25 protein-coding genes are annotated in these 23,853 nt (G+C 68.7%); 17 read left to right on the top strand and 8 right to left on the bottom strand.

Going from position 1 to position 23,853, the window contains the following annotated elements; translation table 11 throughout:
* The first annotated feature begins 105 nt into the window (after positions 1 to 105).
* Entirely contained in the window at positions 106 to 852 is a 747-nt protein-coding gene (locus Q8O26_RS07765; protein ID WP_305574931.1) for a metallophosphoesterase, read from the top strand.
* On the opposite strand, the gene Q8O26_RS07760 is transcribed toward Q8O26_RS07765, so the two are convergent.
* Together Q8O26_RS07760 and Q8O26_RS07755 are read right to left on the bottom strand one after the other, a co-directional pair.
* Positions 801 to 1,478 (bottom strand): pyroglutamyl-peptidase I, encoded by a 678-nt coding sequence (locus tag Q8O26_RS07760; RefSeq protein WP_305574930.1) that lies wholly within the window; start codon positions 1,476 to 1,478, stop codon positions 801 to 803. The two genes, Q8O26_RS07765 and Q8O26_RS07760, sit on opposite strands and share 52 nt — an antisense overlap.
* Positions 1,466 to 2,650: a pyridoxal phosphate-dependent aminotransferase gene (locus tag Q8O26_RS07755; RefSeq protein ID WP_305574929.1), complete on the bottom strand. Its 1,185-nt coding sequence runs from the start codon at positions 2,648 to 2,650 to the stop codon at positions 1,466 to 1,468. The genes Q8O26_RS07760 and Q8O26_RS07755 overlap by 13 nt, the downstream gene beginning before the upstream one ends.
* 160 nt (positions 2,651 to 2,810) lie before the next feature.
* Between Q8O26_RS07755 and Q8O26_RS07750 the strand changes: the two genes are divergently transcribed.
* Positions 2,811 to 4,184: a M48 family metalloprotease gene (locus tag Q8O26_RS07750; protein ID WP_305574928.1), complete on the top strand. Its 1,374-nt coding sequence runs from the start codon at positions 2,811 to 2,813 to the stop codon at positions 4,182 to 4,184.
* Between the two features lie 10 nt (positions 4,185 to 4,194).
* A complete protein-coding gene (locus Q8O26_RS07745; RefSeq protein ID WP_305574927.1) occupies positions 4,195 to 4,968 on the top strand; it encodes a DsbA family protein in 774 nt (257 codons plus the stop codon).
* Between the two features lie 839 nt (positions 4,969 to 5,807).
* On the opposite strand, the gene Q8O26_RS07740 is transcribed toward Q8O26_RS07745, so the two are convergent.
* Entirely contained in the window at positions 5,808 to 6,212 is a 405-nt protein-coding gene (locus tag Q8O26_RS07740; RefSeq protein ID WP_305574926.1) for a nuclear transport factor 2 family protein, read from the bottom strand.
* A 160-nt stretch (positions 6,213 to 6,372) separates the two neighbouring features.
* Here Q8O26_RS07740 and Q8O26_RS07735 point away from each other — a divergent pair, with 160 nt between their 5' ends.
* From Q8O26_RS07735 to folK, 4 genes are all read left to right on the top strand, one after another.
* On the top strand, positions 6,373 to 6,756 hold the full coding sequence (locus Q8O26_RS07735; RefSeq protein ID WP_305574943.1) for a DUF2267 domain-containing protein: 384 nt from the start codon (positions 6,373 to 6,375) through the stop codon (positions 6,754 to 6,756).
* 231 nt (positions 6,757 to 6,987) lie between these two features.
* Positions 6,988 to 7,836: a dihydropteroate synthase gene (gene folP / locus Q8O26_RS07730; RefSeq protein ID WP_371134489.1), complete on the top strand. Its 849-nt coding sequence runs from the start codon at positions 6,988 to 6,990 to the stop codon at positions 7,834 to 7,836.
* Complete coding sequence (gene folB, locus Q8O26_RS07725) at positions 7,833 to 8,201, top strand: dihydroneopterin aldolase (protein ID WP_305574925.1); 369 nt, start codon at positions 7,833 to 7,835, stop codon at positions 8,199 to 8,201. The genes folP and folB overlap by 4 nt, the downstream gene beginning before the upstream one ends.
* Positions 8,201 to 8,692: a 2-amino-4-hydroxy-6-hydroxymethyldihydropteridine diphosphokinase gene (gene folK / locus Q8O26_RS07720; protein ID WP_305574924.1), complete on the top strand. Its 492-nt coding sequence runs from the start codon at positions 8,201 to 8,203 to the stop codon at positions 8,690 to 8,692. Before folB ends, folK begins: the two co-directional genes overlap by 1 nt.
* Here folK and Q8O26_RS07715 read toward each other — a convergent pair.
* The gene (locus Q8O26_RS07715) at positions 8,689 to 9,471 is read right to left on the bottom strand and encodes a class I SAM-dependent methyltransferase (RefSeq protein WP_305574923.1); all 783 of its coding nucleotides are present in this window, start codon (positions 9,469 to 9,471) and stop codon (positions 8,689 to 8,691) included. The genes folK and Q8O26_RS07715 overlap by 4 nt on opposite strands.
* Complete coding sequence (locus Q8O26_RS07710; protein ID WP_305574922.1) at positions 9,471 to 10,277, bottom strand: sugar phosphate nucleotidyltransferase; 807 nt, start codon at positions 10,275 to 10,277, stop codon at positions 9,471 to 9,473. Before Q8O26_RS07710 ends, Q8O26_RS07715 begins: the two co-directional genes overlap by 1 nt.
* A 184-nt stretch (positions 10,278 to 10,461) precedes the next feature.
* Between Q8O26_RS07710 and Q8O26_RS07705 the strand changes: the two genes are divergently transcribed.
* Both Q8O26_RS07705 and scpA read left to right on the top strand, forming a co-directional pair.
* Positions 10,462 to 12,447 (top strand): methylmalonyl-CoA mutase family protein, encoded by a 1,986-nt coding sequence (locus Q8O26_RS07705; RefSeq protein ID WP_305574921.1) that lies wholly within the window; start codon positions 10,462 to 10,464, stop codon positions 12,445 to 12,447.
* Positions 12,448 to 12,457: 10 nt separating this feature from the next.
* Complete coding sequence (gene scpA, locus Q8O26_RS07700) at positions 12,458 to 14,605, top strand: methylmalonyl-CoA mutase (RefSeq protein ID WP_305574920.1); 2,148 nt, start codon at positions 12,458 to 12,460, stop codon at positions 14,603 to 14,605.
* Between the two features lie 4 nt (positions 14,606 to 14,609).
* Here the strand turns inward: scpA and Q8O26_RS07695 are convergent, their stop codons facing one another.
* Positions 14,610 to 14,921 carry a type II toxin-antitoxin system PemK/MazF family toxin gene (locus tag Q8O26_RS07695; protein ID WP_371134487.1) on the bottom strand — a complete coding sequence of 104 codons (312 nt, stop codon included), beginning with the start codon at positions 14,919 to 14,921 and terminating at the stop codon, positions 14,610 to 14,612.
* A gap of 32 nt (positions 14,922 to 14,953) precedes the next feature.
* Positions 14,954 to 15,160, bottom strand: coding sequence for an antitoxin MazE-like protein (locus Q8O26_RS07690; protein WP_305574919.1), 207 nt, complete (start codon positions 15,158 to 15,160; stop codon positions 14,954 to 14,956).
* 213 nt (positions 15,161 to 15,373) lie between these two features.
* Between Q8O26_RS07690 and Q8O26_RS07685 the strand changes: the two genes are divergently transcribed.
* The 6 genes from Q8O26_RS07685 (at position 15,374) to Q8O26_RS07660 (ending at position 19,803) form a co-directional block, all read left to right on the top strand.
* The gene (locus Q8O26_RS07685) at positions 15,374 to 16,363 is read left to right on the top strand and encodes a tripartite tricarboxylate transporter substrate binding protein (protein WP_305574918.1); all 990 of its coding nucleotides are present in this window, start codon (positions 15,374 to 15,376) and stop codon (positions 16,361 to 16,363) included.
* A 58-nt stretch (positions 16,364 to 16,421) separates the two neighbouring features.
* On the top strand, positions 16,422 to 16,919 hold the full coding sequence (locus tag Q8O26_RS07680) for a tripartite tricarboxylate transporter TctB family protein (RefSeq protein WP_305574917.1): 498 nt from the start codon (positions 16,422 to 16,424) through the stop codon (positions 16,917 to 16,919).
* Positions 16,920 to 16,925: 6 nt separating this feature from the next.
* Positions 16,926 to 18,425, top strand: coding sequence for a tripartite tricarboxylate transporter permease (locus tag Q8O26_RS07675; RefSeq protein WP_305574916.1), 1,500 nt, complete (start codon positions 16,926 to 16,928; stop codon positions 18,423 to 18,425).
* A 78-nt stretch (positions 18,426 to 18,503) separates the two neighbouring features.
* Positions 18,504 to 18,758 carry a hypothetical protein gene (locus Q8O26_RS07670; protein WP_305574915.1) on the top strand — a complete coding sequence of 85 codons (255 nt, stop codon included), beginning with the start codon at positions 18,504 to 18,506 and terminating at the stop codon, positions 18,756 to 18,758.
* Between the two features lie 316 nt (positions 18,759 to 19,074).
* Positions 19,075 to 19,452 (top strand): ATPase inhibitor subunit zeta, encoded by a 378-nt coding sequence (locus tag Q8O26_RS07665; RefSeq protein ID WP_305574914.1) that lies wholly within the window; start codon positions 19,075 to 19,077, stop codon positions 19,450 to 19,452.
* A 45-nt stretch (positions 19,453 to 19,497) separates the two neighbouring features.
* Positions 19,498 to 19,803: a hypothetical protein gene (locus tag Q8O26_RS07660; protein ID WP_305574913.1), complete on the top strand. Its 306-nt coding sequence runs from the start codon at positions 19,498 to 19,500 to the stop codon at positions 19,801 to 19,803.
* A gap of 24 nt (positions 19,804 to 19,827) precedes the next feature.
* Here Q8O26_RS07660 and Q8O26_RS07655 read toward each other — a convergent pair whose 3' ends face one another.
* A complete protein-coding gene (locus Q8O26_RS07655; RefSeq protein WP_305574912.1) occupies positions 19,828 to 21,066 on the bottom strand; it encodes an alpha/beta hydrolase in 1,239 nt (412 codons plus the stop codon).
* A gap of 190 nt (positions 21,067 to 21,256) precedes the next feature.
* Here Q8O26_RS07655 and meaB point away from each other — a divergent pair, with 190 nt between their 5' ends.
* On the top strand, positions 21,257 to 22,240 hold the full coding sequence (gene meaB, locus Q8O26_RS07650; RefSeq protein ID WP_305574911.1) for a methylmalonyl Co-A mutase-associated GTPase MeaB: 984 nt from the start codon (positions 21,257 to 21,259) through the stop codon (positions 22,238 to 22,240).
* Positions 22,241 to 22,371: 131 nt separating this feature from the next.
* Complete coding sequence (locus tag Q8O26_RS07645; protein ID WP_371134486.1) at positions 22,372 to 23,850, top strand: amidase family protein; 1,479 nt, start codon at positions 22,372 to 22,374, stop codon at positions 23,848 to 23,850.
* The last annotated feature ends 3 nt before the right edge of the window (positions 23,851 to 23,853 follow it).

Below are 23,853 nucleotides of genomic sequence, written 5' to 3'. Positions count from 1 at the left end.
GCCCGTGCCGCAACCGGTTGTGCCGGAATGGGATGCGGTAATGGCGGTTGTCCGCCTCCGCCGCCGCCGACATGGTGGCTGTCCACGTCCAGCATCCGGTACGCCATGCGCCTCGCCATCATTGCCGACATCCACGGCAACCTTCCCGCGCTGGAGGCGGTGCTCTCCGACATCGCCGCCCGCAATGCCGATCTGACAGTCAACCTGGGCGACTGTGTCTCCGGCCCTCTCTGGCCGGCCGAGACCGCCGCTCGCCTCATGGCGCTGGACCTGCCGACCGTTCGCGGCAACCACGACCGCTGGGTGTCCGAGGGCCAGGTGCCGTATTTTTCGGACAGGCTCGCCCGCGACCAGTTGGATGACGCCCAGCTCCGCTGGCTTGCGGGCTTGCCGATGGGGCTCAACCTCGACTGCAGCGGCGTCATCGTGCGCCTGTTCCACGCCTCGCCGGCCGACGACAACACCTACCTCATGGAGGACAAGCAGGGCGGCCGCCTCGTCCAATCCGACCCTGCCGCGATCGGTGCACGCCTTGGTCCGGCAGGGGAGGCCCGCCTGGTTCTCTGCGGCCACAGCCACCTGCCACGGCTTCTCACGCTCGGCGGCGTGACGCTGCTCAATCCTGGCAGTGTCGGCCAGCCTTCCTATGCCGATCCGACACCGCCGGATGCCCATGTGTCGGAGGTCGGCTCGCCCCATGCGCGCTATGCGGTCGTGACACTGGAGGCGGGAGCGTTGCTGGCCGTCGACTTGGTCGCCGTCGCCTATGACTGGGAGGCTGCCGCCCGCAGGGCCGAGAGCTATGGCCGCGCCGACTGGGCGAAGGGCCTGCGCACAGGCTTCGCCAAATAGGCAGGACGGCCGGTGATCATCAGCGCCGCCATGCGCGCCACAGCGGCAAGGTCAGCGGCCGTCATCCTGCGGGAAAAGGCACCGCGTGCCGAGCGGCCGGCCTTCAGCGGCAGCGGCACATGGACGAAGAGCGCGCGCTTCGTCCCGCCCTGCGCGACGGCCTCGAGGGCCAGCCAGTAGGAGAAGTTGCAGAGATATTCGCCGGCCGAGGGCGACGGGCGGGCATCGAGGCCGATGCGCCGCAGCCGCGCCGCCAGCGGCCCGCAGGCGAAGCCCGTCGGCAACCGCCAGGGCGCGTCGGTCCGAATATCGGCGGAAAGGTGGAAGGCGCCGGAGGCGTCCGGAACCCGGCGGGTCGTGACATTGTGGGCGTGCTTCTCGATGCGCACATGCCCGGTGCGGCCGGCGAGGCCGAAGAGCAGCACCGCATCCGGCTTGTGGCAGGCGATGAGAGCCGGAAGTTCGCGCTCGACCTCTGCATAGACCGTGTTGAAGACGTGGCCGACGATGCGCACGCCCGGCAGGCGCAGGGCCGCCACCGCCTTCACCATGGCAGGGGTGGGGTTGCGCTCCCAGCCGGGGAAAGGGCCGAAGCCGGTGACCAGGAGGGTCGTCACTTCAACCACGCCCCCAGCCGCCGCACCGCCTCCTCCATCTCCGCCGTCGACCCGGCGAAGGAGAAGCGGATCGCCTGCAGGCCGCCATAAGGGTCGAAATCCGGCCCCGGCGTCGCGGCGATACCGGTCTCGGCCAGCATCCGTCGGGCGAAATCGAGGCTGTCATTGGTGTAGCGCGAGACGTCCGCATAGACGTAGAAGGCGCCGTCCACCGGCAGGAGCCGGTCGAGCCCGACCTTCGGGAAGCCGTCGAGCAGCACCCGGCGGTTGGCGGCATAGCCGGCCTTGATCACCTCCAGTTCCGCCGTCGCCTCGTAGGCGGCGAGGGCGGCAACCTGGCTGAGCTGCGGCGCCGAGATGAACAGGTTCTGCGCCAGGCATTCCACCGAGCGGGCGAGGCTCTCCGGCACGATCATCCAGCCGATACGCCAGCCGGTCATGCAGTAATATTTCGAGAAGGAGTTGATGACGACGACGTCCTCGCTGGTCTCCAGCGCGGTGTGGCAGGGCATCTCGTAGGACAGTCCGTGATAGATCTCGTCGGAGATGAAGCGGATGCCCATCGCCTGCGCGGCTTCCACCAGCGCCTTCAGCGCCTCCGGCGTCATCATCGTGCCGGTGGGATTGGCCGGGCTGGCGATGAGGATGCCGTCCAGCTTCTTCTTCGCATGTTCGGCGGCGAGCATGTCCGGCGTCACCGCATAGCGCGTCGCCACGGTCGTCTCGATGAACACCACCTCGCAGCCGAGCGCTTCGAGGATGTTCTTGTAGGCGGGGTAGCCGGGGCTGGCGATGGCGACCCGCGCGCCAGTCTCGAACAGCGCGAGGAAGGTCAGGATGAAGGCCGAGGAGGAGCCCATCGTCACGGCGATCCGACCGATCGGCACCTCGATGCCATGGGTCTCGGCATAGTGGCGGGCGATGCGCTGGCGCAGTTCGGGAATGCCGAGGGCGAGCGTGTAGCCGATCTGGCCGTCGCTCAGCGCCTGGGCGGCGGCCTGGCGGATGCTCAACGGCGTCGGTGCCGCCGGCTGGCCGACCTCCATGTGAATGACGCTCTGGCCCTCGGCCTCCGCCTTGGCCGCCGCCGTCATCACGTCCATGACCAGGAAGGGCGCGACAGAGCCGCGCCGGGTGGGGGTGAGGATCTGGCGGGCAATTCCCTCGCGCGTCATGGTCATGTCGTCCCGGCCGGCGTCTGCGTCATGGTTTCGCCCCCTTGGCCATGCAAGAGGGACATCAAGCGCCTATCACACGGGGCGGGCCGGGTCACCGCTCTCTCCCTGTTGTGACCGGCCACCGAATTGACCCCCGACGGCCTGCTCCTTAGGGTCCCGAGCAATGATGTCGTTCAAGTTTCCGATCCGTGCTGTGGCGGTCGCCCTCGCCGGCCTGATGGCGGCGATGCCCGCGGCCCATGCCCAGATGCCGGGTGGCCTGCCGATCATCCGCGACACGGAAATCGAGAACCTGCTGCGCGACTATGCACGGCCGCTGTTCCGCGCCGCTGGCGTCGGCGGCAGCCAGACCAACGTCATCATCGTCAACAACCGCAGCTTCAACGCCTTCGTCGCCAATGGCCGGCGCATGTTCATCAATTCCGGCGCCATCCTCGATTCGCGCACGCCGAACGAGCTGATCGGCGTCATCGCGCATGAGACCGGCCACATCGCCGGCGGCCAGCTCGCCCGCCTGCGCGAGGCCGTGGAGCGCGCCCAGATCATCGCCGCCCTCGGCATGATCGTCGGCGTGGCGGGCGCTGCGGCCGGGGCCGCCAGCGGCCGTTCCGGCGTCGGCGAGGCGGCTCCCGGCGTTCTCACCGCCGGAGCGCAGATCGGCATGCGTTCGCTGCTGTCCTACCAGCGCGGCGAGGAGGCTGCCGCCGACCGCGCCGCCATCACCTATCTCAATGCCACCGGACAGTCAGCCAGGGGCATGGTCGAGACGTTCCGCCGCCTGCACAACGACACCATGTTCATCGCCCGGCATGTCGATCCCTACACGATCAGCCATCCCATGCCGGCGGACCGCATCGCCATCGTCGAGCCGCTGGCGCGGGCGAGCCCCCATTTCGACAAGCCCGATCCGCCGGCTCTCGACGCCCGCCACCAGCTGGTGCGCGCCAAACTTGCCGGCTTCCTCGACCGGTCCGACGCCATCACCCGGCGCTATCCGCCCTCGGATACGTCGCTGCCGGCCCGCTATGCCCGCACGATCCAGATGTTCCGCTTCGGCGACCGCACCCGCGCCGTCGCCATGGCGGACGACCTGATCCGTGCGCAGCCCAACAACCCCTATTTCCACGAGATCAAGGGGCAGATCCTGCTGGAGACCGGCCAGCCGGCCGCCGCCATGGGGCCGCTGCGCCGCGCCGTGTCGCTGGCGCCCAATGCCGGCCTCATCCGCATCATGCTCGGCCATGCCCTCGTCGCCTCCGGCAACAATGCCGTGCTCGACGAGGCCATCCGCGAGCTGCGCCTCGCCCTCCAGCGCGAGCCGGAGGCCGGCGACGGCTACCGCCAGCTCGCCATCGCCTACGGCCGAAAGAACGACCGCGGCCAGGCCGACCTGGCGGCGGCGCAGGCCTCCTACTATTCCGGTGATCTCCAGACGGCGCGCGGCCTCGCCCGCCGCGCCCAGGGGTCGCTCCCGACCGGTTCGCCGGGCTGGCTGATCGCCGAGGACATCTACAATCAGCGCCCCGTGCGCAACTGAGGACCTCTCCATGTTCAAGCGCCTGATCGCGCCGGCCTTCGTGGCCCTTCTCGCGGTGTCCGCCCCGGTCCTCGCCCAGTCCGCGCCGCCGACGGCCGAGGAACGCGCCCGCATCGAATCGGTGATCCGCGACTATCTCCTCAAGAACCCCGAGATTCTGCAGGAAGCCCTGGTGGAACTGGAGAAGCGCCAGGCCCAGGCCGAGGACCGCGCCCGCGCCGCCGCCTTCTCCGCCAACCGGGACGCGCTCTACCGCGCGCCCAACCAGGTCGTGCTCGGCAACCCCCAGGGCGACGTCACGCTGGTCGAGTTCTTCGACTACAATTGCGGCTTCTGCAAAAGGGCGCTGCCCGAGACCCTCGAACTGCTGCGCTCGGATCCGCGCCTGCGCATCGTCCTGAAGGACTTCCCCGTGCTCGGCCAGGGGTCGATGGAGGCCGCCCAGGTCGCCGTCGCCCTGAAGCTGCAGATCTCCGCGCCGAAATATCTCGAATTCCACCAGAAGCTGCTCGGTGGCCGCGGCCAGGCCAATGGCGCACGCGCCCTCGAGGTCGCCCGCGAGGTCGGCGCCGACATGGCCCGCCTGCAACGCGACATGCAGTCGCCGCAGGTGCGCGACACGCTGGCCGAGAACATGCGCCTTGCGGAAACGCTGCGCATCAACGGCACGCCGACCTATGTGGTGGGCGACGAGGTCGTCGTCGGCGCCGTGGGCCTGGAAAAGCTGCGCGAGAACCTCGCCCGCGCCCGCGTGGCCTGCGCCGGCCAGCCCAATATGTGCTGAGGCGGCAGGGAGACGTTTAGGCACTTGGGTTGAAACAGAACGCATTTGCAGTGAAGGGGACACGGCCGAGCGGATAACAAATTCGCTTTTCTTACAGGTTTAACGTCCGGATTCCACGGGACGCATCAAGCGAAATGGTGAGGTTTTCGAATAGGCGGCGTACACTTTTCTCTCGGAGGTCAACATCGAGGACCGCCGCCTCATGGCCTAACCAGAAATCAGTAGCTATTGCGACCAACGCGGTAGCCCCGAATTTTAGATGATGTGTAATGCTTTCATTTATTCGAATACTTGTCGTCTGAGTGGGGCCCGGATTACGATAGTTTTTGAACCGCCTTTTTAGATTGTCTGTTTCTCCGATGTATCTAAGTTCGTTGTCGTTTGGAAGCGAGATCCGTATCGAATATAGGCCGGGCTTTTCAGTTACTGTCGGGAACTGAATCTTCTCGCCCGGTTCGAGAGAGAGATGGCCCGCGATCTCCCATCTTAGGCTGACCAGGCAAGTATGTTCCTCCGAGGCGACAGGTCTTGGATTGATAGCGGAAAAGTCGGATTCCGCCACCCTTGCATGGGATAGAAGATGGACCGGTGATCGAGCCGCGATTGGAATGCAGTGAAGGCAGCAGCGGTTGTCGCTCCGGGCGAACTGGGCCGCCACCCGATTCGCCTCTTCCAGCGAAGCCAACGGGCCAGTCCAACTTCCCGTCGTTCGATCACCGCCGCCGTGTAGTCCGCGACCTTCTTGGCAGTATGGACATGAGGCAGTGTGGACCCGCGTCTTGTTGACGACCCGGTTCTCATAGACCCAGAAGCTCATCGGAGTGTCTCTTGCGCCGACCTCACTCCCGCACGTCATAACGGTAGGACTTCGACACGATCCGCCAGCCATCGGTGAGCTTCAGCAGCACGAGATAGTCCGTGAAGAAGCGCGGCAGCAGGGCGCAATGGACCTTGACGAAGGCCGTCGCCTCGTCGGAACGGTCCATGGAGACGATGAAGTCGTGCCGGGCATGGCCCTGCGACTGGGCCGAAGCGCGCTTGGCGACCCGCTCCATCCAGTCCGGCACGGTCAGCACCTGCAGCTCGCCCTTGTCCTGCCAGCGCAGGTCGGCGGTCGGATGGAAGGCGGCGGTGAGCTTGCCGACGTCGCTCTCGTAGAGACCGTCGAAATAGAGCTTGATCACCGCCTCGACGCTGGAGCGGTCGTAGGCGGCGGCCGGCTTCATGGCTTGAACCGCGGTCATGGGTCATCTCCTCGGGGCTGTTGTATCGCCGCAGCAAAGCACAGCCGGCGGGCCGGCGAAACCATGACCGGCGCTTGCCCCCCGCCTGCCGCTTGGCCATAGTGCGCCGCGATCGACGGGGCATGCCAGCCGAAGCCGTCGAAGCCGGGAGATCATCATGATTCAGGAGCTCATCAACCGCGTCGCGGCCGCCGCCGGCATCGACGAAGGGCTCGCCACCAAGGCCGTCGGCATGATCCTCGGCTTCCTCCAGAAGGAAGGGCCGCAGGCCCAGGTCCAGCAGATGCTGGCCGCGCTGCCGGGTGCCGAGGCGCTGATCGCCCAGGGCGAGGGCGAGGGCGGCGGCGGCCTGATGGGCATGGTCGGCGGCCTGATGGGCGGCGGCATCATGGGCCTCGGCGCCAATCTGATGGGCGCCGGACTCGACATGGGCCAGATCTCCACCGTCGGCAAGGAGCTCATGGCCTTCGGCCGCGAGCAGGCCGGCGAGGACGTGATGGGCCAGATCGTCGCCGGCACGCCGGGCCTGTCGCAGTTCGTCTGAGGGATCGGGCGGTACCCGCGGGGGTCGCCGCCTCCTCTTCACCTCTCCCCGGCGGGGAGAGGTCGGCCAAAGGCCGGGTGAGGGGGCCTGATCCCATCTTTCGGCACTCTCCCCCTCACCCGCCTCGCTTTCGCTCGGCGACCTCTCCCCGCCGGGGAGAGGTGAACAGCGCACCGCCCCACCCCGCCCGGTATTGACAGGGCGGGGGGCTTGGCGTCCAAGGCGGACGCCATGGCGCCATCGCACCCCTTCGAACCCATCCCGCCCGGCGGGCCGCTCGGCCGTTTCCTCAGGGCCGACCGCCCGGCGGTCATGGGCGTGCTCAACATCACACCGGATTCCTTCTCCGACGCCGGACGGTTCTTCGACCCGCTGGTCGCCATCCGTCATGCCGAGCGCATGGCGTCCGATGGCGCCGACATCCTCGACATCGGCGCCGAATCCACCCGGCCCTATGGCGACGCGCTGCCCGTCGACCGCGACGCCGAGATCGCCCGGCTCGCTCCGGTGCTGCCGCAGGTCGTCAGGCTCGGCCTGCCGGTGTCCATCGACACGATCAAGGCCGATGTCGCCCGCTGGGCGCTCGATCAGGGCGCAGTCATCGTCAATGACGTCTGGGGCCTGCAGCGCGACCCCGCCATGGCGCCGCTGGTGGCCGCGCGCGGCGTCCCGGTCATCGTGATGCACAACCGCGACGGCGCCGATCCCGATCTCGACATCATCGCCGACGTCCTCGCCTTCCTCGCCCGCTCGGTCGCCATCGCCGAGACCGCGGGCATCGCCCGCGACCGCATCGCCGTCGATCCCGGCATCGGTTTCGGCAAGACGCCGCCGCAGAGCATCGAGACCCTTGCCAAGCTCGACCGGCTGAGGGCCCTCGGCCTGCCCATGCTGGTCGGCGCCTCGCGCAAGCGCTTCATCGACCTCATCGACCCGTCCCGCGTCGACGAACGCATCGGCGGGTCCCTTGCCGCCCATCTTCTCGCCATGCAGGCGGGAGCCGCCATCATCCGTGCCCACGACGTCCGCGAGACGGTGCAGGCGCTGAAGGTGGCGGCCGCCATCAGGAACGCCGCATGAACGACCGCATCTTTCTGAACGGCCTTCTCGTCCATGCCCATCACGGCCTGCTGTCGCACGAGAGCGAGGTCGGCCAGCGCTTCGTCATCGATCTCGACCTGGCGCTCGACCTGTCGGCCGCGGCGGCGAGCGACCATCTCGCCGACACCGTCTCCTATGCCGATGTCGCCGCCGTCACCGTCCGCACCTTCAAGGCGCGCAATTTCAAGCTGCTCGAGGCCGCGGCCGGTGCGGTCGCCGATGCGGTTCTGGCGGCCTTCCCGCCGATCGCCGGTGTCACGGTCACCGTCCACAAGCCGCATGCGCCGATCGCCGCCATCTTCGACGATGTCGGCGTGGTGATGACACGCCGGCGTCCTGCCTGATGCCCGAGGCTCTGATCGGCCTCGGCGGCAATGTCGGCGATGTCCGGGTGACGCTCGATCGCGCCGTCGCGGCCTTCTGCGACGGCGCGGCGGTGCGGCTCGTCGCCCGTTCCGCCGACTACGAGACGCCGCCCTGGGGCGTCACCGATCAGCCGGCCTTCGTCAACCTCTGCCTGAAGGTCGCGACCGATCTCGCGCCGCGCGATCTTCTGAAGCGGGCGCTGGCGGTGGAGGCATCCCTCGGCCGCGACCGCGCGTCCGGGCAGCGCTGGGGCCCGCGTCCGGTCGATATCGACATCCTCGCCTATGATGAAATGGTCCTCGACGAGCCGGACCTGCACCTGCCGCATCCGCGCATGGCGGACCGCGCCTTCGTCCTGGTGCCGCTGGCCGAAATCGCGCCGGACTGGATCGTCGGCGGCATCAGCGTCGCCGATCGCGCCGCGCGCATGGATGCAGCCGGCGTCACCCGCCTCCTGGATCGTTCCTAGGCGAAGCTGACGCGCGCGCGCCCCTGCGGGCTGACGCGGATATGCGCGGCGGGCAGCATCTGCGGCATGACCTCGACGAAGGAGATGTCGGTCGCGTCGAGCGCCTTGTCGAGCGCCTTCACCATGGCGGATCCGCGGCGGGCGATGACGAGGTCGCTCATGTCGGTGCTGGTCAGCGCGACGGGCACGAAGTCCGCACGCTTCATGAAATTGCCGACCGCTTCGAGCACGCCGAGATTCTGGTTCATGCCCTTCTGGCTGTGGCAGCAGTCGTTCAGCATCATGATGCCGCCCTCGGCCAGCAGGTGCTGGTAGTAGAGGAGGTCGCGCAGCACATATTCATACTGGTGGTTGGCGTCGACGTAGATGAAGTCGAAGGCGCCGTCGCCATGCCGGTCGCGGATGCGGGCGAAGGCCGACACCGTGTCGTCACGGATGATCTCCACGTCCTGCCGCCCCTCGAAGCGCTGGCGGGCGACTTCGTAGGTGCGATCGAAGGTCGCCTGATCCGAGAGGCTTCCGCCGAAATAGCGCTCGAAGGCGGTCAGCGGCAGCGTCCAGGGCGGCAGCTTGTCGAAAGGCGAGTAGGTCTTCAGCGCATCGGCGCTCCAGGCGTCGACCAGCACGGCATGGCGCACCTTCAGCACCTCCATCAGCCGCGTGGCATTGTCGCCCTTGTGGACGCCGAGCTCGATCATGGCCGGCTGGCGGCCCGAGGCCGAGAAGGCGCTCGCGACGACGTCGTAGAGGCGCGTGCGGGGGCAGTCGACGACCTTCATCATGCGCTCCCGTGCGCGGCGGCCGCCGGCGCCATGGCCGGCCGGATCCAGGGCGCCTCGCCGCTGTCCCAGAGGCCTTCGAGCAGCTTCAAGGCGCGAAGCGTGTCGGCGGCGAGCCAGAAGCCTTCGTGCCGGTAGGCGCCGAGCCGGCGCTCGTTGGCCAGGGTCTCGAACAGGCCGTTGAGCGTCGCGCCGCGGGCGGCGAGGGCCGGATGATCGAAGACGGCGGGATCGAAGACGGCAAAGCCGCCATTGATCCATCCCTCGCCGATCTGCGGCTTTTCGACGAAGCCTGCGACCTTGTCGCCATCGAAGCGGATGCCGCCGAAGCGGGAGGGTGGCCGGACGGCCGTGACGGTGACCAGATGGCCGCGGCGGCGATGCTGCTCGACGACGGCCTGGACGTCCACGTCCGAGACGCTGTCGCCATAGGTGACGATGAACGGCTCGCGACCGAGGAGGTCGCGCAGGCGCATCACCCGCTCCCCGGTCTCGGTATGCAGGCCGGTATCGACGATCCTCACCCGCCAGTGGTCGTCCGAGCCGCCGGTCCGGGCGATCTCCCGGCGTCCGGCATCGATGGCGATGTCGCCGGCCGTGTCCACCTCATCGAGGAAGAAGCGCTTGATCTTCTCGCTCTGCTGGCCCGCCGCGACGACGAAATCGTCGAAGCCCTGCAGGCAGAAGGACCGCATGATGTGCCAGAGAATGGGACGGCCGCCGATATCGAGCATCGGCTTCGGCGCGAGGTCCCCGTCGGCCGACATGCGTGTGCCGCCGCCGCCGGCCAGGATCACGACCTTCATGCAAACCCCGCTCGAGCCTGTTGGTTCGCCTTCAGTTCTGCGGCGATCATGGTTAATTCCGGGTAAACCCCGCGCATCGGAACGGTCGCCGGGTGAGCGCAGGATCGCCTGGTCGGGGCTTTCCATCGTCGCTCCGCCCAAAGGACGCCTTCCAGCGGACGCGCCTTCGTGGCATCGAAGCTCCATGACGACAGCAACGATCCCGCCCGCCGCCCCGCTCGTGCTCGCCGCCGAGTTTCCGCCCGCCACGGAGGCACAATGGCGCGCGGCGGTCGAAGCGGTGCTCAAGGGCAAGCCCTTCGACAAGGTCCTGGTCGGCCGCACCGCCGACGGGATCCCCATCCAGCCGCTCTATCCGCGCAAGGCCGGCGCGGCGCCGCTCGCCGGCCGGGAGCCGGGCATCCCCTGGACGATCGCCCAGCGTGCCGACCATCCCGATCCCGCGGTCGCCAATGTGCAGGCGCTGGAAGACCTCGCGGGGGGCGCCTCCGGCCTCGTCGTGGTGACGCGCGGCGCCATCGGCGACCGGCGCGGCGATGCCATGTTGATCGACGGCCTCGCCGATCTGGATGCACTGCTCGCCGGCGTCATGCTCGACCTGATTCCCGTCCGTATCGACGCGGGAACCTCGGCCGGCCATGTCGCGGCGATGATCGCTGCGAAGGTGGAGCGCGACGGGCGCGACCCGAAGAGCCTCTCCATCGCCTTCGGCATCGACCCGATCGGTGCCTTCGCCCGCCGCGGCACGCTGGAGAGCTGGGAAGGCGCCGCCGCCAAGGCGAGCGATGCCGTGCTCGGCCTGCGCGCCCGCTGCTTTGCCGGCACGCAGCTGGTGGCCGACGGCCGCGTCATCCACGATGCCGGGGGGGCGGAGGCCCAGGAACTCGCCTATGCCCTCGGCACCGCCGTCCAGTACTGGCGCATGCTGGAGGCGGCCGGCCTGCCGCTCGCCGAAGCCCTGCAGGCCATCTCCGTCGTTCTGTCAGCCGATGCCGACCAGTTCCTCTCCACCGCCAAGATGCGCGCCATGCGCAAGCTCTGGGCGCGGCTGGAGACGGCCTCCGGGCTGGCCCCCTCCCATCTCGACCTCCATGCCGAAACGGCCTGGCGCATGGTGACCAGGGTCGATCCGGCGGTGAACTGGCTGCGCACGACGACGGCGGTCTTCGCCGCGGGCATCGGCGGTGCCGATCATGTCATGGTCGAACCCTGGACGGCCGCCATCGGCCTGCCGGACGGCTTCGCCCGCCGCATCGCCCGCAACACCCAGCTGATCCTCATCGAGGAGTCCAATCTGCATCGCGTCGCCGATGCCGCGGCCGGCGCCGGCGGGATCGAGGCGCTGACCGACGAACTGTGCCAGCGCGCCTGGACCCTGTTCCAGGACTGGGAGATGGCCGGCGGCATCGTCGCGGCGCTCTCGGCGGGCAGCATCCAGGCGGCGGTCGGAGAAGTTCGGACCGCGCGGGCCGCCGCTATCGCCAGGCGCCGCGAACCGCTCACCGGTGCGTCCGAATTCCCGAACGTGCACGAGGCCGTGCCGGAGGTCCTGAGCCCGCCGGCGCGCGAGACGCAGCGCGGTGCCGCCCCCATCGACCTTCCCGAGGCCGGCCACGGCGAGCGCTTCGCGGCGCAAGTCAATGCCTTCGCCGGTGGGGCCATCCGCGCGGCGCTGTCGCGGGCGAAGAGCGACACGGTCTTCGTCGACAGGATGGCGCCGATCCGCCTCGCAGCGCCCTTCGAGGTCCTGCGCGCCCACCTCGATGCCATCGCCGCGGAGAGCGGCACGCGGCCGAAGGTCTTCCTCGCGGTCATCGGGCCCGTCGCCGCCTTCACGGCACGCGCCGCCTTCGCCCGCAACCTCTTCGAGGCCGGCGGCTTCGACGCGCCGATCCCCGAGCCTTTCGCCGATGGAGCGGCCCTGGCCGAGGCTTTCACCGCGAGCGGCGCGACGATCGCCTGTCTCTGCTCGTCGGACGAACTCAATGCGAGCCAGGCGGCCCATGTCGCCGAGGCGCTGAAGGCGGCCGGCGCGAAGCAGCTCTGGCTGGCTGGCCGTCCAGGCGACATCGAGGACACGCTCAAGGCGGCGGGCGTCGACGGGTTCGTCTTCGCCGGAGGCGACGTGCTAGACTTCCTGAACCGCGCCCACGCGGCGCTGGATGCGTGAGGAGACGGCCATGACCCGCATCCCCGACTTCACCACCATCGGCTTTGCCGAGGCCGCGCCCGTCGCGAGCGGCGGCGCCATCTGGCTGACGCCGGAGGAGATCGCGGTGCGCCCGGTCCATAGCGAGGCCGACCTCGCCGGCATCGACTTCCTTGACACCTGGCCGGGCATCAAGCCGTTCCTGCGCGGCCCCTATCCCACCATGTACGTCAACCAGCCCTGGACCATCCGGCAATATGCCGGCTTCTCCACGGCCGAGGATTCCAACGCCTTCTACCGGCGCAATCTCGCGGCGGGCCAGAAGGGCCTGTCGGTCGCCTTCGACCTCGCCACCCATCGCGGCTATGACTCGGATCATCCCCGCGTCTCCGGCGATGTCGGCATGGCGGGCGTCGCCATCGACAGCATCTACGACATGCGCACGCTGTTCTCCGGCATCCCGCTCGACCAGATGAGCGTGTCGATGACGATGAACGGCGCGGTGCTGCCGATCCTGGCGCTCTACATCGCCGCTGCGGAAGAGCAGGGCGTGCCGCCATCGAAGCTTTCCGGGACCATCCAGAACGACATCCTCAAGGAGTTCATGGTCCGCAACACCTATATCTATCCGCCCAGGCCCTCGATGCGGATCATCTCCGACATCTTCGCCCACACGGCGAAGGAGATGCCGAAATACAATTCCATTTCGATCTCCGGCTATCACATGCAGGAGGCCGGGGCGACGCAGGACCTGGAACTCGCCTATACGCTGGCCGACGGCGTCGAGTATATCCGCGCCGGCATCGCCGCCGGCATGACGGTGGACCAGTTCGCGCCGCGGCTGTCGTTCTTCTGGGCCATCGGCATGAACTTCTTCATGGAGGTGGCGAAGCTGCGCGCCGCGCGCCTCCTCTGGGCCAAGCTCGTCAGGCAGTTCGACCCGAAGAGCGACAAGTCGCTGGCCCTGCGCACCCACAGCCAGACCTCCGGCTGGTCGCTGACCGCGCAGGACGTGTTCAACAATGTCGTGCGCACCCAGATCGAGGCCATGGCGGCGACGCAGGGCCACACCCAGTCGCTGCACACCAACGCCCTCGACGAGGCTCTGGCCCTGCCCACCGACTTTTCCGCCCGCATCGCCCGCAACACCCAGCTCTTCCTGCAGCAGGAGAGCGGCACGACGCGCATCATCGATCCCTGGGGCGGCTCGCTCTATGTCGAGCGCCTGACCGCCGATCTCGCCGCCAAGGCGTGGGAGCATATCCAGGAGGTCGAGGCCCTCGGCGGCATGGCCAAGGCCATCGACGCCGGCATCCCCAAGCTCCGGATCGAGGAGGCCGCCGCCAAGACCCAGGCGCGCATCGATTCCGGCGTGCAGTCGGTGATCGGCGTCAACAAGTTCCGCCCCGACGGCGAGAAGCCCATCGACGTGCTCAAGGTCGACAATTCCGCCGTGCGCGCCAGCCAGATCGACAAGCTGAAGCGCCTGCGCGCCGAGCGCAATGCGGCCGTGGTGCAGGCCGCCCTCGATGCCCTGACGGCTGCCGCCGCAGGCAACGGCAATCTCCTGGCGCTCGCCATCGCCGCCGCCCGCGCCAAGGCCACCGTCGGCGAGATGTCGGATGCGATGGAGAAGGTGTTCGGTCGCCACAAGGCCGAGATCAAAGCCATTTCCGGTGTCTACAAGCGCGAGGTCGGCGCGATGAACGAGAACATCTCAAAGGTCCAGGCGCTGGTCGAGGCCTTCGCCGAGAACGAGGGCCGGCGGCCGCGCATCCTCGTCGCCAAGGTCGGCCAGGACGGCCACGACCGCGGCCAGAAGGTCATCGCCTCCGCCTTCGCCGATCTCGGCTTCGACGTCGACATCGGGCCGCTCTTCGCCACCCCGGCGGAAGCCGCCAAGCAGGCGATCGAGAACGACGTCCACTGCGTCGGCGTCTCCTCGCTCGCCGCCGGCCACCTGACGCTGGTGCCGGAGCTGCGGGCGGAACTCGAGAAGCAGGGCCGCGACGACATCATGATCGTGGTGGGCGGCGTCATCCCGCCACAGGATTTCGACGCGCTCTACGCCGCCGGCGCCGCCTCCATCTTCCCGCCGGGCACGCCCATTGCCGATGCGGCCATCGACCTGATGGACAAGCTCAACGCCAGGCTCGGCTACGTGCAGGCGGCGGAGTAGGGGGTCAGTCTCCGTAACCGAGAACGAAAGCGAGGGCGGTCCCGACCCGCCCCGTGTCGGCATCGTCCAACTTGCCGATGACGGTCACGATCTTCTCTCGCCTGATGGTGACCGGCTTGTCGGCCATCACCTGGGACAGTAAGCGCAGTCCATTCGCTGGCGATGGCTGAATGTTGACACGGAAGTCCCCCGCATCGGCCAGATCCGAGGTCATCTGGCACACCACGACCGATGGATGTGCCAGAGGCATCGCGTCCGTTTGAACGACTACAGCAGGCCTCGGCTTGCCATAATCGCCGCTAGCCGCAACCAGCACGACGTCTCCGCGACTCAGGCGAAGTGCCTCGCTCACTTGGGCTCGTCAAACTCCGAGACCGACTCGATCCAGCGCATTGCATCCTCTTCCGCCACAGGGTCGAGGCGGGCCACCTGCTCGGAGATGCGGCGCCGCGTCACTTCAAGGCGCGCGTCTGGCAGGACGAGCCGCACTTCACGCAGCCCAGCAGCCTTGCGTCGCTCGCGGAGAGCCTTCATCCGTTCCGCCGTTCCGGCCATTGCATGCTCCTCGGCTCGTACCGAAAGTGTAACGCGTTACGTCTCGCGCTTCAATGGTGGCGCGAGCTCCTGTCCGCCATCACGCTCCGCAACCCTCCTGTGCGCACCATCGCACCACCGTTCGAAACGGTTGAAACGCCCTCCATTCCGGTGCAGCCTGACATACCAGATACGAGCCGGATCAACCGGCCGATCGATCAAGGGAGGATCACCATGACTGAACTCAGCCGTCGTCACCTCATGGCCGGCGCAGCCGGCCTCGGCCTCGCCTCGCAGCTTGCCTCACCGGCCATCGCCCAGACCTTTCCGGTCCGTCCCATCACGCTTGTCGTGCCCTGGGGCGCCGGCGGCGGTACGGACGCCACCGCCCGCATCGTCGGCTCCATCATGGAGCGCGAGTTCGGCCAGCCGGTGAACGTCGTGAACCGCACCGGCGGCTCCGGCGTCGTCGGCCATTCGGCCATCGCGACCGGTGCGGCCGACGGCTACACGATCGGCATGATCACGGTGGAAATCACCATGATGCACTGGCAGGGCCTCACCCAGCTGAAGCACGACAGCTACACCCCGCTGGCGCTAATGAACGAGGACCCGCCGGGCGTGCAGGTGTCCGCCTCCAGCCCCTATACCGACCTCAAGTCCCTTGCCGACGCGATCCGGGCCAATCCCGGCAGGCTCAAGGCCTCCGGCACCGGCCAGGGCGGCATCTGGCACCTTGCCCTCGTCGGTTGGCTCGGCGCCATGGGCCTGCCGCCGAGCGCCGTGCCGTGGGTGCCCTCGAACGGCGCCGCTCCGGCCATGCAGGATCTCGCCGCCGGCGGCATCGACATCGTCACCTGTTCGGTGCCCGAGGCCAAGGCCATGCTCGACGCTGGCCGCGCCAGGTCCCTTGCCATCATGGCATCGGCGCGGAACCCGCAGTTCCCCAACGTTCCGACGCTGAAGGAAGCGATCGGCGTCGACTATTCCGTCGGCGCCTGGCGCGGCATCGCAGCGCCGAAGAACCTGCCGGCCCCGATCGCCGAGCGCTTCACCACCGTGCTCAAGAAGATCAACGAGTCCAAGGAATTCACTGATTTCATGGCGGCTCGCGGCTTCGGTGTGAAGTGGGCGGACGGTGCCGGCTTCGCCAAATTCATGGCCGAGGGCGACGCCGCCATGGGTGTCGCCATGAAGGCCGCGGGTCTCGCCCGGCAGGCCTGACACCGCCCATCCGCAGGACCCGCGGCCTGCCGCGGGTCCTCGCCCTCCAGGTGACCCCATGCAGATATCCAACCGCCTCACCGGCATCGGCCTGGCCGTGCTGGGAGCCGCCGCCGCCTATGGCGGCTCGCTCCTGCCTCCCGTGCCCGGCCAGCAGGTCGGCCCCAACGTTTTCCCCATGGTCATCGGCATTGGCCTGGTGCTCTGCGGCATCGCGATCGCCATCGGGGTCGGGTCGTCCTTCGAGGAGCCGGAACAGGTTGTCGCGGCCGAGGACGGCAGCCACGTGCCCGCTGGTCAGGAGGCGCCCGTTCCGCATGCCGCCCTGAAGACCGTCGTGCCGCCGCTGCTGTTGCTTTTCTATGCCTTTACCGTCGATCATCTCGGCTTCATCCCGACCGCCGCCGTCATGGTCGCCGCCACCTGCTTCGCGCTCGGCGGCACATGGCGCTCGGCCTTGATCCTCGCCCTCTGCGCGCCGCCTGCGGTCCATCTCGTCTTTGCCAAGCTGCTGCGCGTGCCCTTGCCGCCCGGCCTTCTCCCCATGCCCTGGTAGGCCGCCATGAGCACCTTTATCGAAGCCTGGCAGATGGTTCTGGCACCCGATGTGCTCATCGCCATCCTGCTCTCTGCCATCTACGGCCTCGTCGTCGGCTCGCTCCCCGGCCTGTCGGCCACCATGGCGACGGCGCTGCTCGTGCCGGTCACCTTTTATCTGTCGCCCATCGCCGCCATCGCGACCATCATCACCGCTTCGGCGATGGCGATCTTTTCCGGCGACATTCCCGGCTGCCTGCTGCGCATCCCCGGCACGCCCGCTTCCGCGGCCTATACGGACGAAGCCTATGCCATGACGCGCAAGGGCCAGCCGGAACTGGCCCTCGGCATCTGCCTGTGGTTCTCGGCGCTGGGCGGTGTCTTCGGCACGTTGTCGCTCATCATCATGGCGCCGCTGCTCGCCGAGTTCGCGCTGTCCTTCTCGACCTTCGAATATTTCTGGCTCGCCTTCCTCGGCCTGATGTGCGCCACCGTCGTCGCGCGTTCCTCGCCGGTGAAGGCCATCGCCGCCATGTTGCTCGGCCTGCTCATTGCCTGCGTCGGCATCGAGAACCCGGCAGGCACCCCGCGCTTCACCTTCGGCTCCACCGACCTCCTAGGCGGCATCGAGGTCATCCCCGCCCTCGTCGGCTGCTTCGCCGTGGCCGAGGTCATGCGCGCCATGTCGGTGCCCGAGCCGCCGCAACTGGAGCGCCGCAAGTTCGGCTCGATCCTCGCGGGCCAGTGGAAGCTGACCAAGGAATATCCCAAGCAGCAGGCGCGCGGGAACATCGTCGGCATCATCATCGGCGTGCTGCCGGGCGCCGGGGCCGACATGGCGGCCTGGGTCTCCTACGCCATGGCCAAGCGCTTCTCGAAGACGCCGGAGAAGTTCGGCACCGGCCATCCCGAGGGGCTGATCGAGGCGGGTGCCTCCAACAACGCCTCGCTCGCCTCGGGCTGGGTGCCCTCGCTGCTCTTCGGCATTCCCGGCGACACCATCACCGCCATCGCCATCGGCGTTCTCTACATGAAGGGCCTCAATCCAGGCCCGACGCTCTTCACCGAGAAGGCGTCGAGCATGTACGCGCTCTACATCATCTTCATGCTTGGCAACATCATTATGATCCCGCTCGGGATTATCATGATCCGACTCGCCACCTTCATCCTGCGGGCCAAGCGCTACATGATCATGCCGGTCATCGTACTGCTCTGCGCGGTGGGCTCCTTCGCCACCGGCAACAACCTCTTCCTCGTCATCACCGTCGCCGCCTTCGGGGTCGTCGGCTATCTGATGGAGAAAAACGGCTTCCCGGTCGCGGCCCTGGTGCTCGGCATCGTGATGGGCTCGATGGTCGAGCAGCATTTCATCACCTCGCTCATCAAGTCCGACGGTTCGCTGCTGCCCTTCTTCGCCCGGCCGGTCTCAGCGGTCCTCGCCGCCATCACCATCGGCCTCATGGTCTGGCCGCTCGCCGTCTGGCTCTACAAGAAGCGCCCGCAGGGGCGGGCGGCCGCCATCTGATCCGGTCCCGCCGGGCAGGCGCGGTCTTGCCCGGCGGAACGTTTTCCGCCATGGCTGCGCGGCCACCGGGGTCCTCCCATGCTGCCCACGCTCAACGTCGTCCTTGACCTCCTCATCGCCACGGCTGCCTGCCTGTCGGCCTGGTTCTGGTGGATCGCCAGCCGCCAGCGCGTCCGCCGCATCAGCCGCAACGAGGAGATCGACGCGGCCGACATGAACCGCATCGTCACGACGCTGAACCGGACGCAGATCCTGAATTCCCGCGCGGCGCTGTTCACCGCGCTCGCCGCCCTGATCGCCGCTGTCCGGATCGTCATCGGCGTCTTGTTCTGAACCGCTGCCCGCGCCACCGGCCGCCTGCGCCAGCTTGTCGCGCGCCCTTGTCCCGGCACGGCGAACCCCCATTTCCGGCCAGTCCCGTGGTCCGGGCCCCTCTGGCGAGCGCCCGGCCGGCGCTCTCGCGATGTCGGACCGTTCATCGACATCGTTCGCCGGCCCGAAGGATTTCCCGATGCGTGGCCAAGCCGCGATCAACCCGCATGGCTTTGCAGCCGACCACCCGGGCGTGGCCCTCGACGCCGCCTCCGTGGGGGCCGGACGGTCTGCCCCCCGTCCCGCTGGGATCACTGCGAATGCCGCATGGACCGCCATGGCGACCAGGCCGACGCGGCAGCGACCCGGCGTGACCGGACAGCCGCCCGCCGCACGCCCGACGGGCGCCGCGGAGACCGGGCCGCGCGTCGACTGGTGCCTGGACGCCGATACCCGCGACCACGTCATCGCACGGCGCAATGTCCTGACCGGGCTCTGGGCCGGCCGTCTCCTCGGCCTGACCGGTGCGGATCTCGCAGCCTACGCCGCCGGCATGCACCGGGCTGACTTCGAGGTGCCGGGCGACGCCGACATCGTCGCGGCGCTGCTGCGCGACTTCGACGGCGCGGGGATGGTGATGACCGAAAGAATGGTGCGGCAGACCCTCGCCGCCTTCCATCGCCAGGCGCTCGTCCAGACCCATTGCACCGACTGATCCGCGCTTCCACGCCGTCCGACGCGCCCCCCGGAGCCCATTGCCATGACCAGTTTCCTGATGTCTCTCGTCTCGTTCTTCCTCCTCCAGCCCATCGAGCAGGCGATCACCGCCCAGCTGGCCAGGGCCCAGGCGCCGCCGGCCATCGTCCAGCAGGTCGTCACCTGCACGCGTGAGGCAGCGCCCGCCGCCGTCGACCGCGTCACCTCGGATCCGATCTGGGCGGTGTCGACCGCCTTCGGCCTGTGGATCGGCAATGAAAGTGCCGAGTCCGTCCTGATCAAGGTTGCGCCCACCTGCGATACCGCGTTGCAGGCCGCACAGCCCTTCCTGAGAGGGACGCGGGCCTGATGCGGCCCGGAGCGGCGCCTGGCTTCAATCGACGGGCGCCGGCGCTCCGCTGCCAGCGGCCGGCAGCGTTTCGACGGTCACCGCCCGCGCCGCCTCGGGCTGATCGGCCATCGGCCTCTGCTCCTGTGGCGCCCTGAGCTCGGCGGGCAGGGGCGGGGCCTCCGCGACCTGCGGCAGCGAATCCTCGATCACCGGCTGCTGGCTGATCTTGCCGCCGATCAGCCGGACGATCTCCGGCGCCTCGGCGAAGGTGCCGTGGCGGACGAGGTCGGTCCAGCCCGTCGCGCTCATGGTGAAGACCCGGACGCCGAGCCCCGAGATGACGCGGCGATGCTCGGCATTGCGGACGTCCAGCGCGCCGACGCGCTGACGATCCCAGGCGACCGTCGACGACACCGCCAGCGCCCGGTCGTCCGATTGCACGAAGAGCGAGATGCGCGAGGGGCGGGAGATGCGGGCCATCTGCTGGCGGAAGACCTCCACGTCGAGGTCGGGCGCCGCCAGGATCACCTCGCCGAGCCTTCCGCCGAGGTCGCCATTCCCGGCGATGGCGGCCTGTCGCAGCGCCTCCATGGTCAGGAAGGCGCCCATGGAATGGGCGAGAATGTGAATGCGGGCGACGCCGGGCGTGCGTCCGAGATCGGTCAGCAGCCGGTCGAGCGCATCGCGCGACGCGGTGGCGACCTCCCGGTCGCCGCCATAGGCGAGGACACGGCGATAGCTCGGCCAGGTGAACAGCACCTGCGTGCCGCGAAAGCCGCCGTCGGCCGCGACCTGCACGACCCGGAAGGCCGCCTCGTCATAGTCGGTGTTGAAGCCGTGGACATAGACCAGCACGTCGCGCTGGTCCGGGGGCTTACCGTTCACCGCCTCGGCCACCTGCCGTCGGAAGACCTCCTGGCCCAAAGCCTGGCGTTCCGTGAGCATGGCGTGGCGGCGCGGGCTTTCCGGCGTGATCTGGGGTCGCGGAATGGTGCCGGTGGCCCGCCCCGGTGGCATGCTCACCACCTGGCGGTAGAACCGCGCGCGCTCGGCCGAAGGCGCGCCGAGGCTGTCGCCGGTGAAGGCGGGGCGCGTCGAGGTGACGAAGACGGATGTGGTGGTCGGCGGTGCCGCAGGGGCCGTCAGCGCACCGAGGGAGCCGGTGACGCCGGTCAGCCCGGTGCCGAAGCAGCCGCCGAGGGCGAGCGCCGCGAGAGCGACCGCCGTGAGGCGAAAGGCGGGGAAAGGGGCGGCGACGGGGGTGGTCGACGGCTCTGGCATGCGGATCGAGGCTCGGGGATGGGGCGGCAGGCAGCGCCTGGAAAGGACGAAGCGGGCGACGGAGGCGGGGCAGGGCCCCGGAAGATCCCTGCCGCGTAACCAGCGCAGATGGCCGCAATGGGGCGGGAGGAAGGCGTCGGCCGCCGCCGAATCGCTCGCCTCCCGGGCGTGGCTTTGATACCACGCCGGCATGCGTGCCCTTCCAGATCCCGCCGAGCTTGCCGCGGCCCTCCGTGCCGGCGACCGCGCCGTGCTCGCCCGCGCCATCACGCTGGTCGAATCGACCAAGCCCGAGCATCAGGCTGTGGCGCGGCAACTGGTGCAGCTGCTGCTGCCGGAGACGGGCCAGGCGATCCGCATCGGCATCACCGGCGTGCCCGGGGCCGGCAAGTCGACGACGATCGACACGTTCGGCGCCAACCTGACCGCGGCGGGCCACCGTGTCGCGGTGCTGGCGGTGGATCCCTCGTCCTCGCGCACCGGTGGGTCGATCCTCGGCGACAAGACGCGCATGGCCCGCCTCGTCAACGACGAGAACGCCTATGTCAGGCCCTCGCCCTCGTCCGGCACGCTCGGCGGCGTCGCCGCCAAGACGCGCGAGACCATGCTGCTCTGCGAGGCCGCCGGCTTCGACGTGATCCTGGTGGAGACGGTCGGTGTCGGCCAGTCCGAGACGGCTGTCGCCGACATGACCGATCTCTTCCTCGTGCTGATGCTGCCCGGCGCCGGCGACGAATTGCAGGGCATCAAGAAGGGCATCCTCGAACTCGCCGACATCATCGCCGTCAACAAGGCTGATGGCGACGGAGCGCTGCGCGCCAAGGCGGCGGCGGCGGAATACCGGGCGGCCCTGCACATCATGGCGCCGAAGTCGCGCGTCTGGTCGCCGCCCGTCCTGCTGATCTCCGGCCTCGCCAATCAGGGGCTCGACGCGCTCTGGGAGCAGATCGGCGCCTTCCGCGCGAAGACCGAGGCTTCCGGCGATTTCGCCGCCAAGCGCCGCGCCCAGGGCGTCAAGTGGATGTGGACCATGCTGCACGAGCGCGTCGCCGCGCGGCTGAAGCGCGATCCCGTTCTGAAGGCGCGGCTGCCGGCGCTGGAGGCCGAGGTTGCGGCAGGGCGGCTCGCCCCCATGGTGGCGGTGGAGGAGATTGCCGGGGTGTTGGGGATCTGAGCCACCGCCTCGCCCTGGCTGTCCGAACAGCGCAGGGCGCATCTTCGCCTCTCCCCGCCGGGGAGAGGTCGGCCGCAGGCCGGGTGAGGGGGAGGACCGCGCATGACTCGCCCCCATCGGCGGCACTTCCCTTGGCCGCGATCCTTGCGCACCATCGACCCGTCACCAGCAGGGGAACAGCGACAGTGGCCAAGGCACCGATCTGGCAGTGGGGAGCGGTCGAGACCGCCAGGGCGATCAAATCCCGCAAAGTGTCGTCGGAGGAGGTCGTCAAGGCGTCCATCGCCCGCATGAACGCGGTCAACCCGGCCCTCAACGCCGTCGTCGTCGACCTGTCGAAGGACGCGCTCAAGACCGCCAGGGCCGCCGACAAGGCGCTGGCCAGGGGCGATGCGGTTGGCCCGCTTCACGGCGTGCCGATCACCATCAAGATCAATCTCGACGTCAAGGGCCAGGCCAATTCCAACGGCGTCGTCGCCTTCAAGGACAATATCGCCCCCGACGATTCCGCCGTCACCGCCAATCTGCGCAAGGCCGGCGCCGTCATCGTCGGCCTCAGCAACACGCCCGAATTCTCCATGCGCGGCTTCACCGACAACCCGCTGCACGGCCTCACCCGCAATCCCTGGGATCCGGCGATCACCTGCGGCGGATCCTCGGGCGGGGCGGGCGCGGCGGTCGCCGCCGGCATCGGCGCCATCGCCCACGGCAACGATATCGGCGGTTCGCTGCGCTGGCCGGCCTTCTGCAACGGCGTCGCCACCATCAAGCCGACGCAGGGGCGCATCCCCGCCTTCAACCCGACCCAGATGAACGGCGACGAGCGACCGCTCATGGCCCAGTTCATGTCGTCCCAGGGGCCGATCGCCCGTTCGGTCGCCGATGTGCGCCTCGGCCTCGCCGTGATGGCCCAGCGTGACCCCCGCGACCCCTGGTGGGTGCCGGCGCCGCTCGAGGGACCGAAACTCAAGGGGCCGATCAAGGTGGCCTTCGCCAAGATCCCGCGCGACATGAAGACCGACACGCAGGTGATCTCGCTCGTCCGCAGGGCCGCCGACCACCTCGCCGATTCCGGCTATGACGTGAACGAGGTCGAACTCCCCGACCTCGACGGTACCTGGAAACTCTGGTCCGACCTGATCTTCACCGAGCTGACGGTGCTGCAGGAGGCGACCATGCGCCAGCATGGCAGCCCCGATTTCATCGCCGCCATCGAGGCCATGAAGGGGTCGAGCACGATCCTCGACCGCGAGGGCTACATGAAGGCCATCGCCCGCCGCTCGCGCGTTTTGCGCAACTGGATGCTTTTCCTCGAAGACTATCCGGTCATCCTGTCGCCGCTGTCGGTGCAACAGACGCCGTCCTACAACGCCGATCTGGAAAGCGCCGAGCGCGGCCGGTCGCTGTTCTGGAACGACCTGCGCTTCATGTCGGCGATCAACGTGCTCGGCCTGCCGGCCGCCGTCGTGCCAGTCGGTCTCATCGACGGCAAGCCGGTCGGCGCGCAGATCATCACCTCGCGCTACCGCGAGGACGTCTGCCTCGACGCTGCGGCGGCGATCGAGAAGAAGGCCGGAACCTTCGTGGCGCAGCTCTGGGCGCGCGGCTGAGTC

It is taken from the genome of Phreatobacter sp., from assembly GCF_030691135.1.
In the GTDB taxonomy this organism is placed as follows: domain Bacteria; phylum Pseudomonadota; class Alphaproteobacteria; order Rhizobiales; family Phreatobacteraceae; genus Phreatobacter.
The sequence above is the reverse complement of the archived record's forward strand: the minus strand, read 5'-3'. Positions and strand labels throughout refer to the sequence as shown.

Bases quoted from the DNA above. Each gene is read 5' to 3' on its own strand.
- Q8O26_RS07765 (WP_305574931.1), top strand. From the start codon at position 106: ATGCGCCTCGCCATCATTGCCGACATCCACGGCAACCTTCCCGCGCTG.
- Q8O26_RS07755 (WP_305574929.1), bottom strand. From the start codon at position 2,650: ATGACCATGACGCGCGAGGGAATTGCCCGCCAGATCCTCACCCCCACC.
- Q8O26_RS07750 (WP_305574928.1), top strand. From the start codon at position 2,811: ATGATGTCGTTCAAGTTTCCGATCCGTGCTGTGGCGGTCGCCCTCGCC.
- Q8O26_RS07745 (WP_305574927.1), top strand. From the start codon at position 4,195: ATGTTCAAGCGCCTGATCGCGCCGGCCTTCGTGGCCCTTCTCGCGGTG.
- Q8O26_RS07740 (WP_305574926.1), bottom strand. From the start codon at position 6,212: ATGACCGCGGTTCAAGCCATGAAGCCGGCCGCCGCCTACGACCGCTCC.
- folP (WP_371134489.1), top strand. From the start codon at position 6,988: ATGGCGCCATCGCACCCCTTCGAACCCATCCCGCCCGGCGGGCCGCTC.
- folB (WP_305574925.1), top strand. From the start codon at position 7,833: ATGAACGACCGCATCTTTCTGAACGGCCTTCTCGTCCATGCCCATCAC.
- folK (WP_305574924.1), top strand. From the start codon at position 8,201: ATGCCCGAGGCTCTGATCGGCCTCGGCGGCAATGTCGGCGATGTCCGG.
- Q8O26_RS07715 (WP_305574923.1), bottom strand. From the start codon at position 9,471: ATGAAGGTCGTCGACTGCCCCCGCACGCGCCTCTACGACGTCGTCGCG.
- Q8O26_RS07710 (WP_305574922.1), bottom strand. From the start codon at position 10,277: ATGAAGGTCGTGATCCTGGCCGGCGGCGGCGGCACACGCATGTCGGCC.
- Q8O26_RS07705 (WP_305574921.1), top strand. From the start codon at position 10,462: ATGACGACAGCAACGATCCCGCCCGCCGCCCCGCTCGTGCTCGCCGCC.
- scpA (WP_305574920.1), top strand. From the start codon at position 12,458: ATGACCCGCATCCCCGACTTCACCACCATCGGCTTTGCCGAGGCCGCG.
- Q8O26_RS07690 (WP_305574919.1), bottom strand. From the start codon at position 15,160: ATGGCCGGAACGGCGGAACGGATGAAGGCTCTCCGCGAGCGACGCAAG.
- Q8O26_RS07685 (WP_305574918.1), top strand. From the start codon at position 15,374: ATGACTGAACTCAGCCGTCGTCACCTCATGGCCGGCGCAGCCGGCCTC.
- Q8O26_RS07680 (WP_305574917.1), top strand. From the start codon at position 16,422: ATGCAGATATCCAACCGCCTCACCGGCATCGGCCTGGCCGTGCTGGGA.
- Q8O26_RS07675 (WP_305574916.1), top strand. From the start codon at position 16,926: ATGAGCACCTTTATCGAAGCCTGGCAGATGGTTCTGGCACCCGATGTG.
- Q8O26_RS07670 (WP_305574915.1), top strand. From the start codon at position 18,504: ATGCTGCCCACGCTCAACGTCGTCCTTGACCTCCTCATCGCCACGGCT.
- Q8O26_RS07665 (WP_305574914.1), top strand. From the start codon at position 19,075: ATGGCGACCAGGCCGACGCGGCAGCGACCCGGCGTGACCGGACAGCCG.
- Q8O26_RS07660 (WP_305574913.1), top strand. From the start codon at position 19,498: ATGACCAGTTTCCTGATGTCTCTCGTCTCGTTCTTCCTCCTCCAGCCC.
- Q8O26_RS07655 (WP_305574912.1), bottom strand. From the start codon at position 21,066: ATGCCAGAGCCGTCGACCACCCCCGTCGCCGCCCCTTTCCCCGCCTTT.
- meaB (WP_305574911.1), top strand. From the start codon at position 21,257: ATGCGTGCCCTTCCAGATCCCGCCGAGCTTGCCGCGGCCCTCCGTGCC.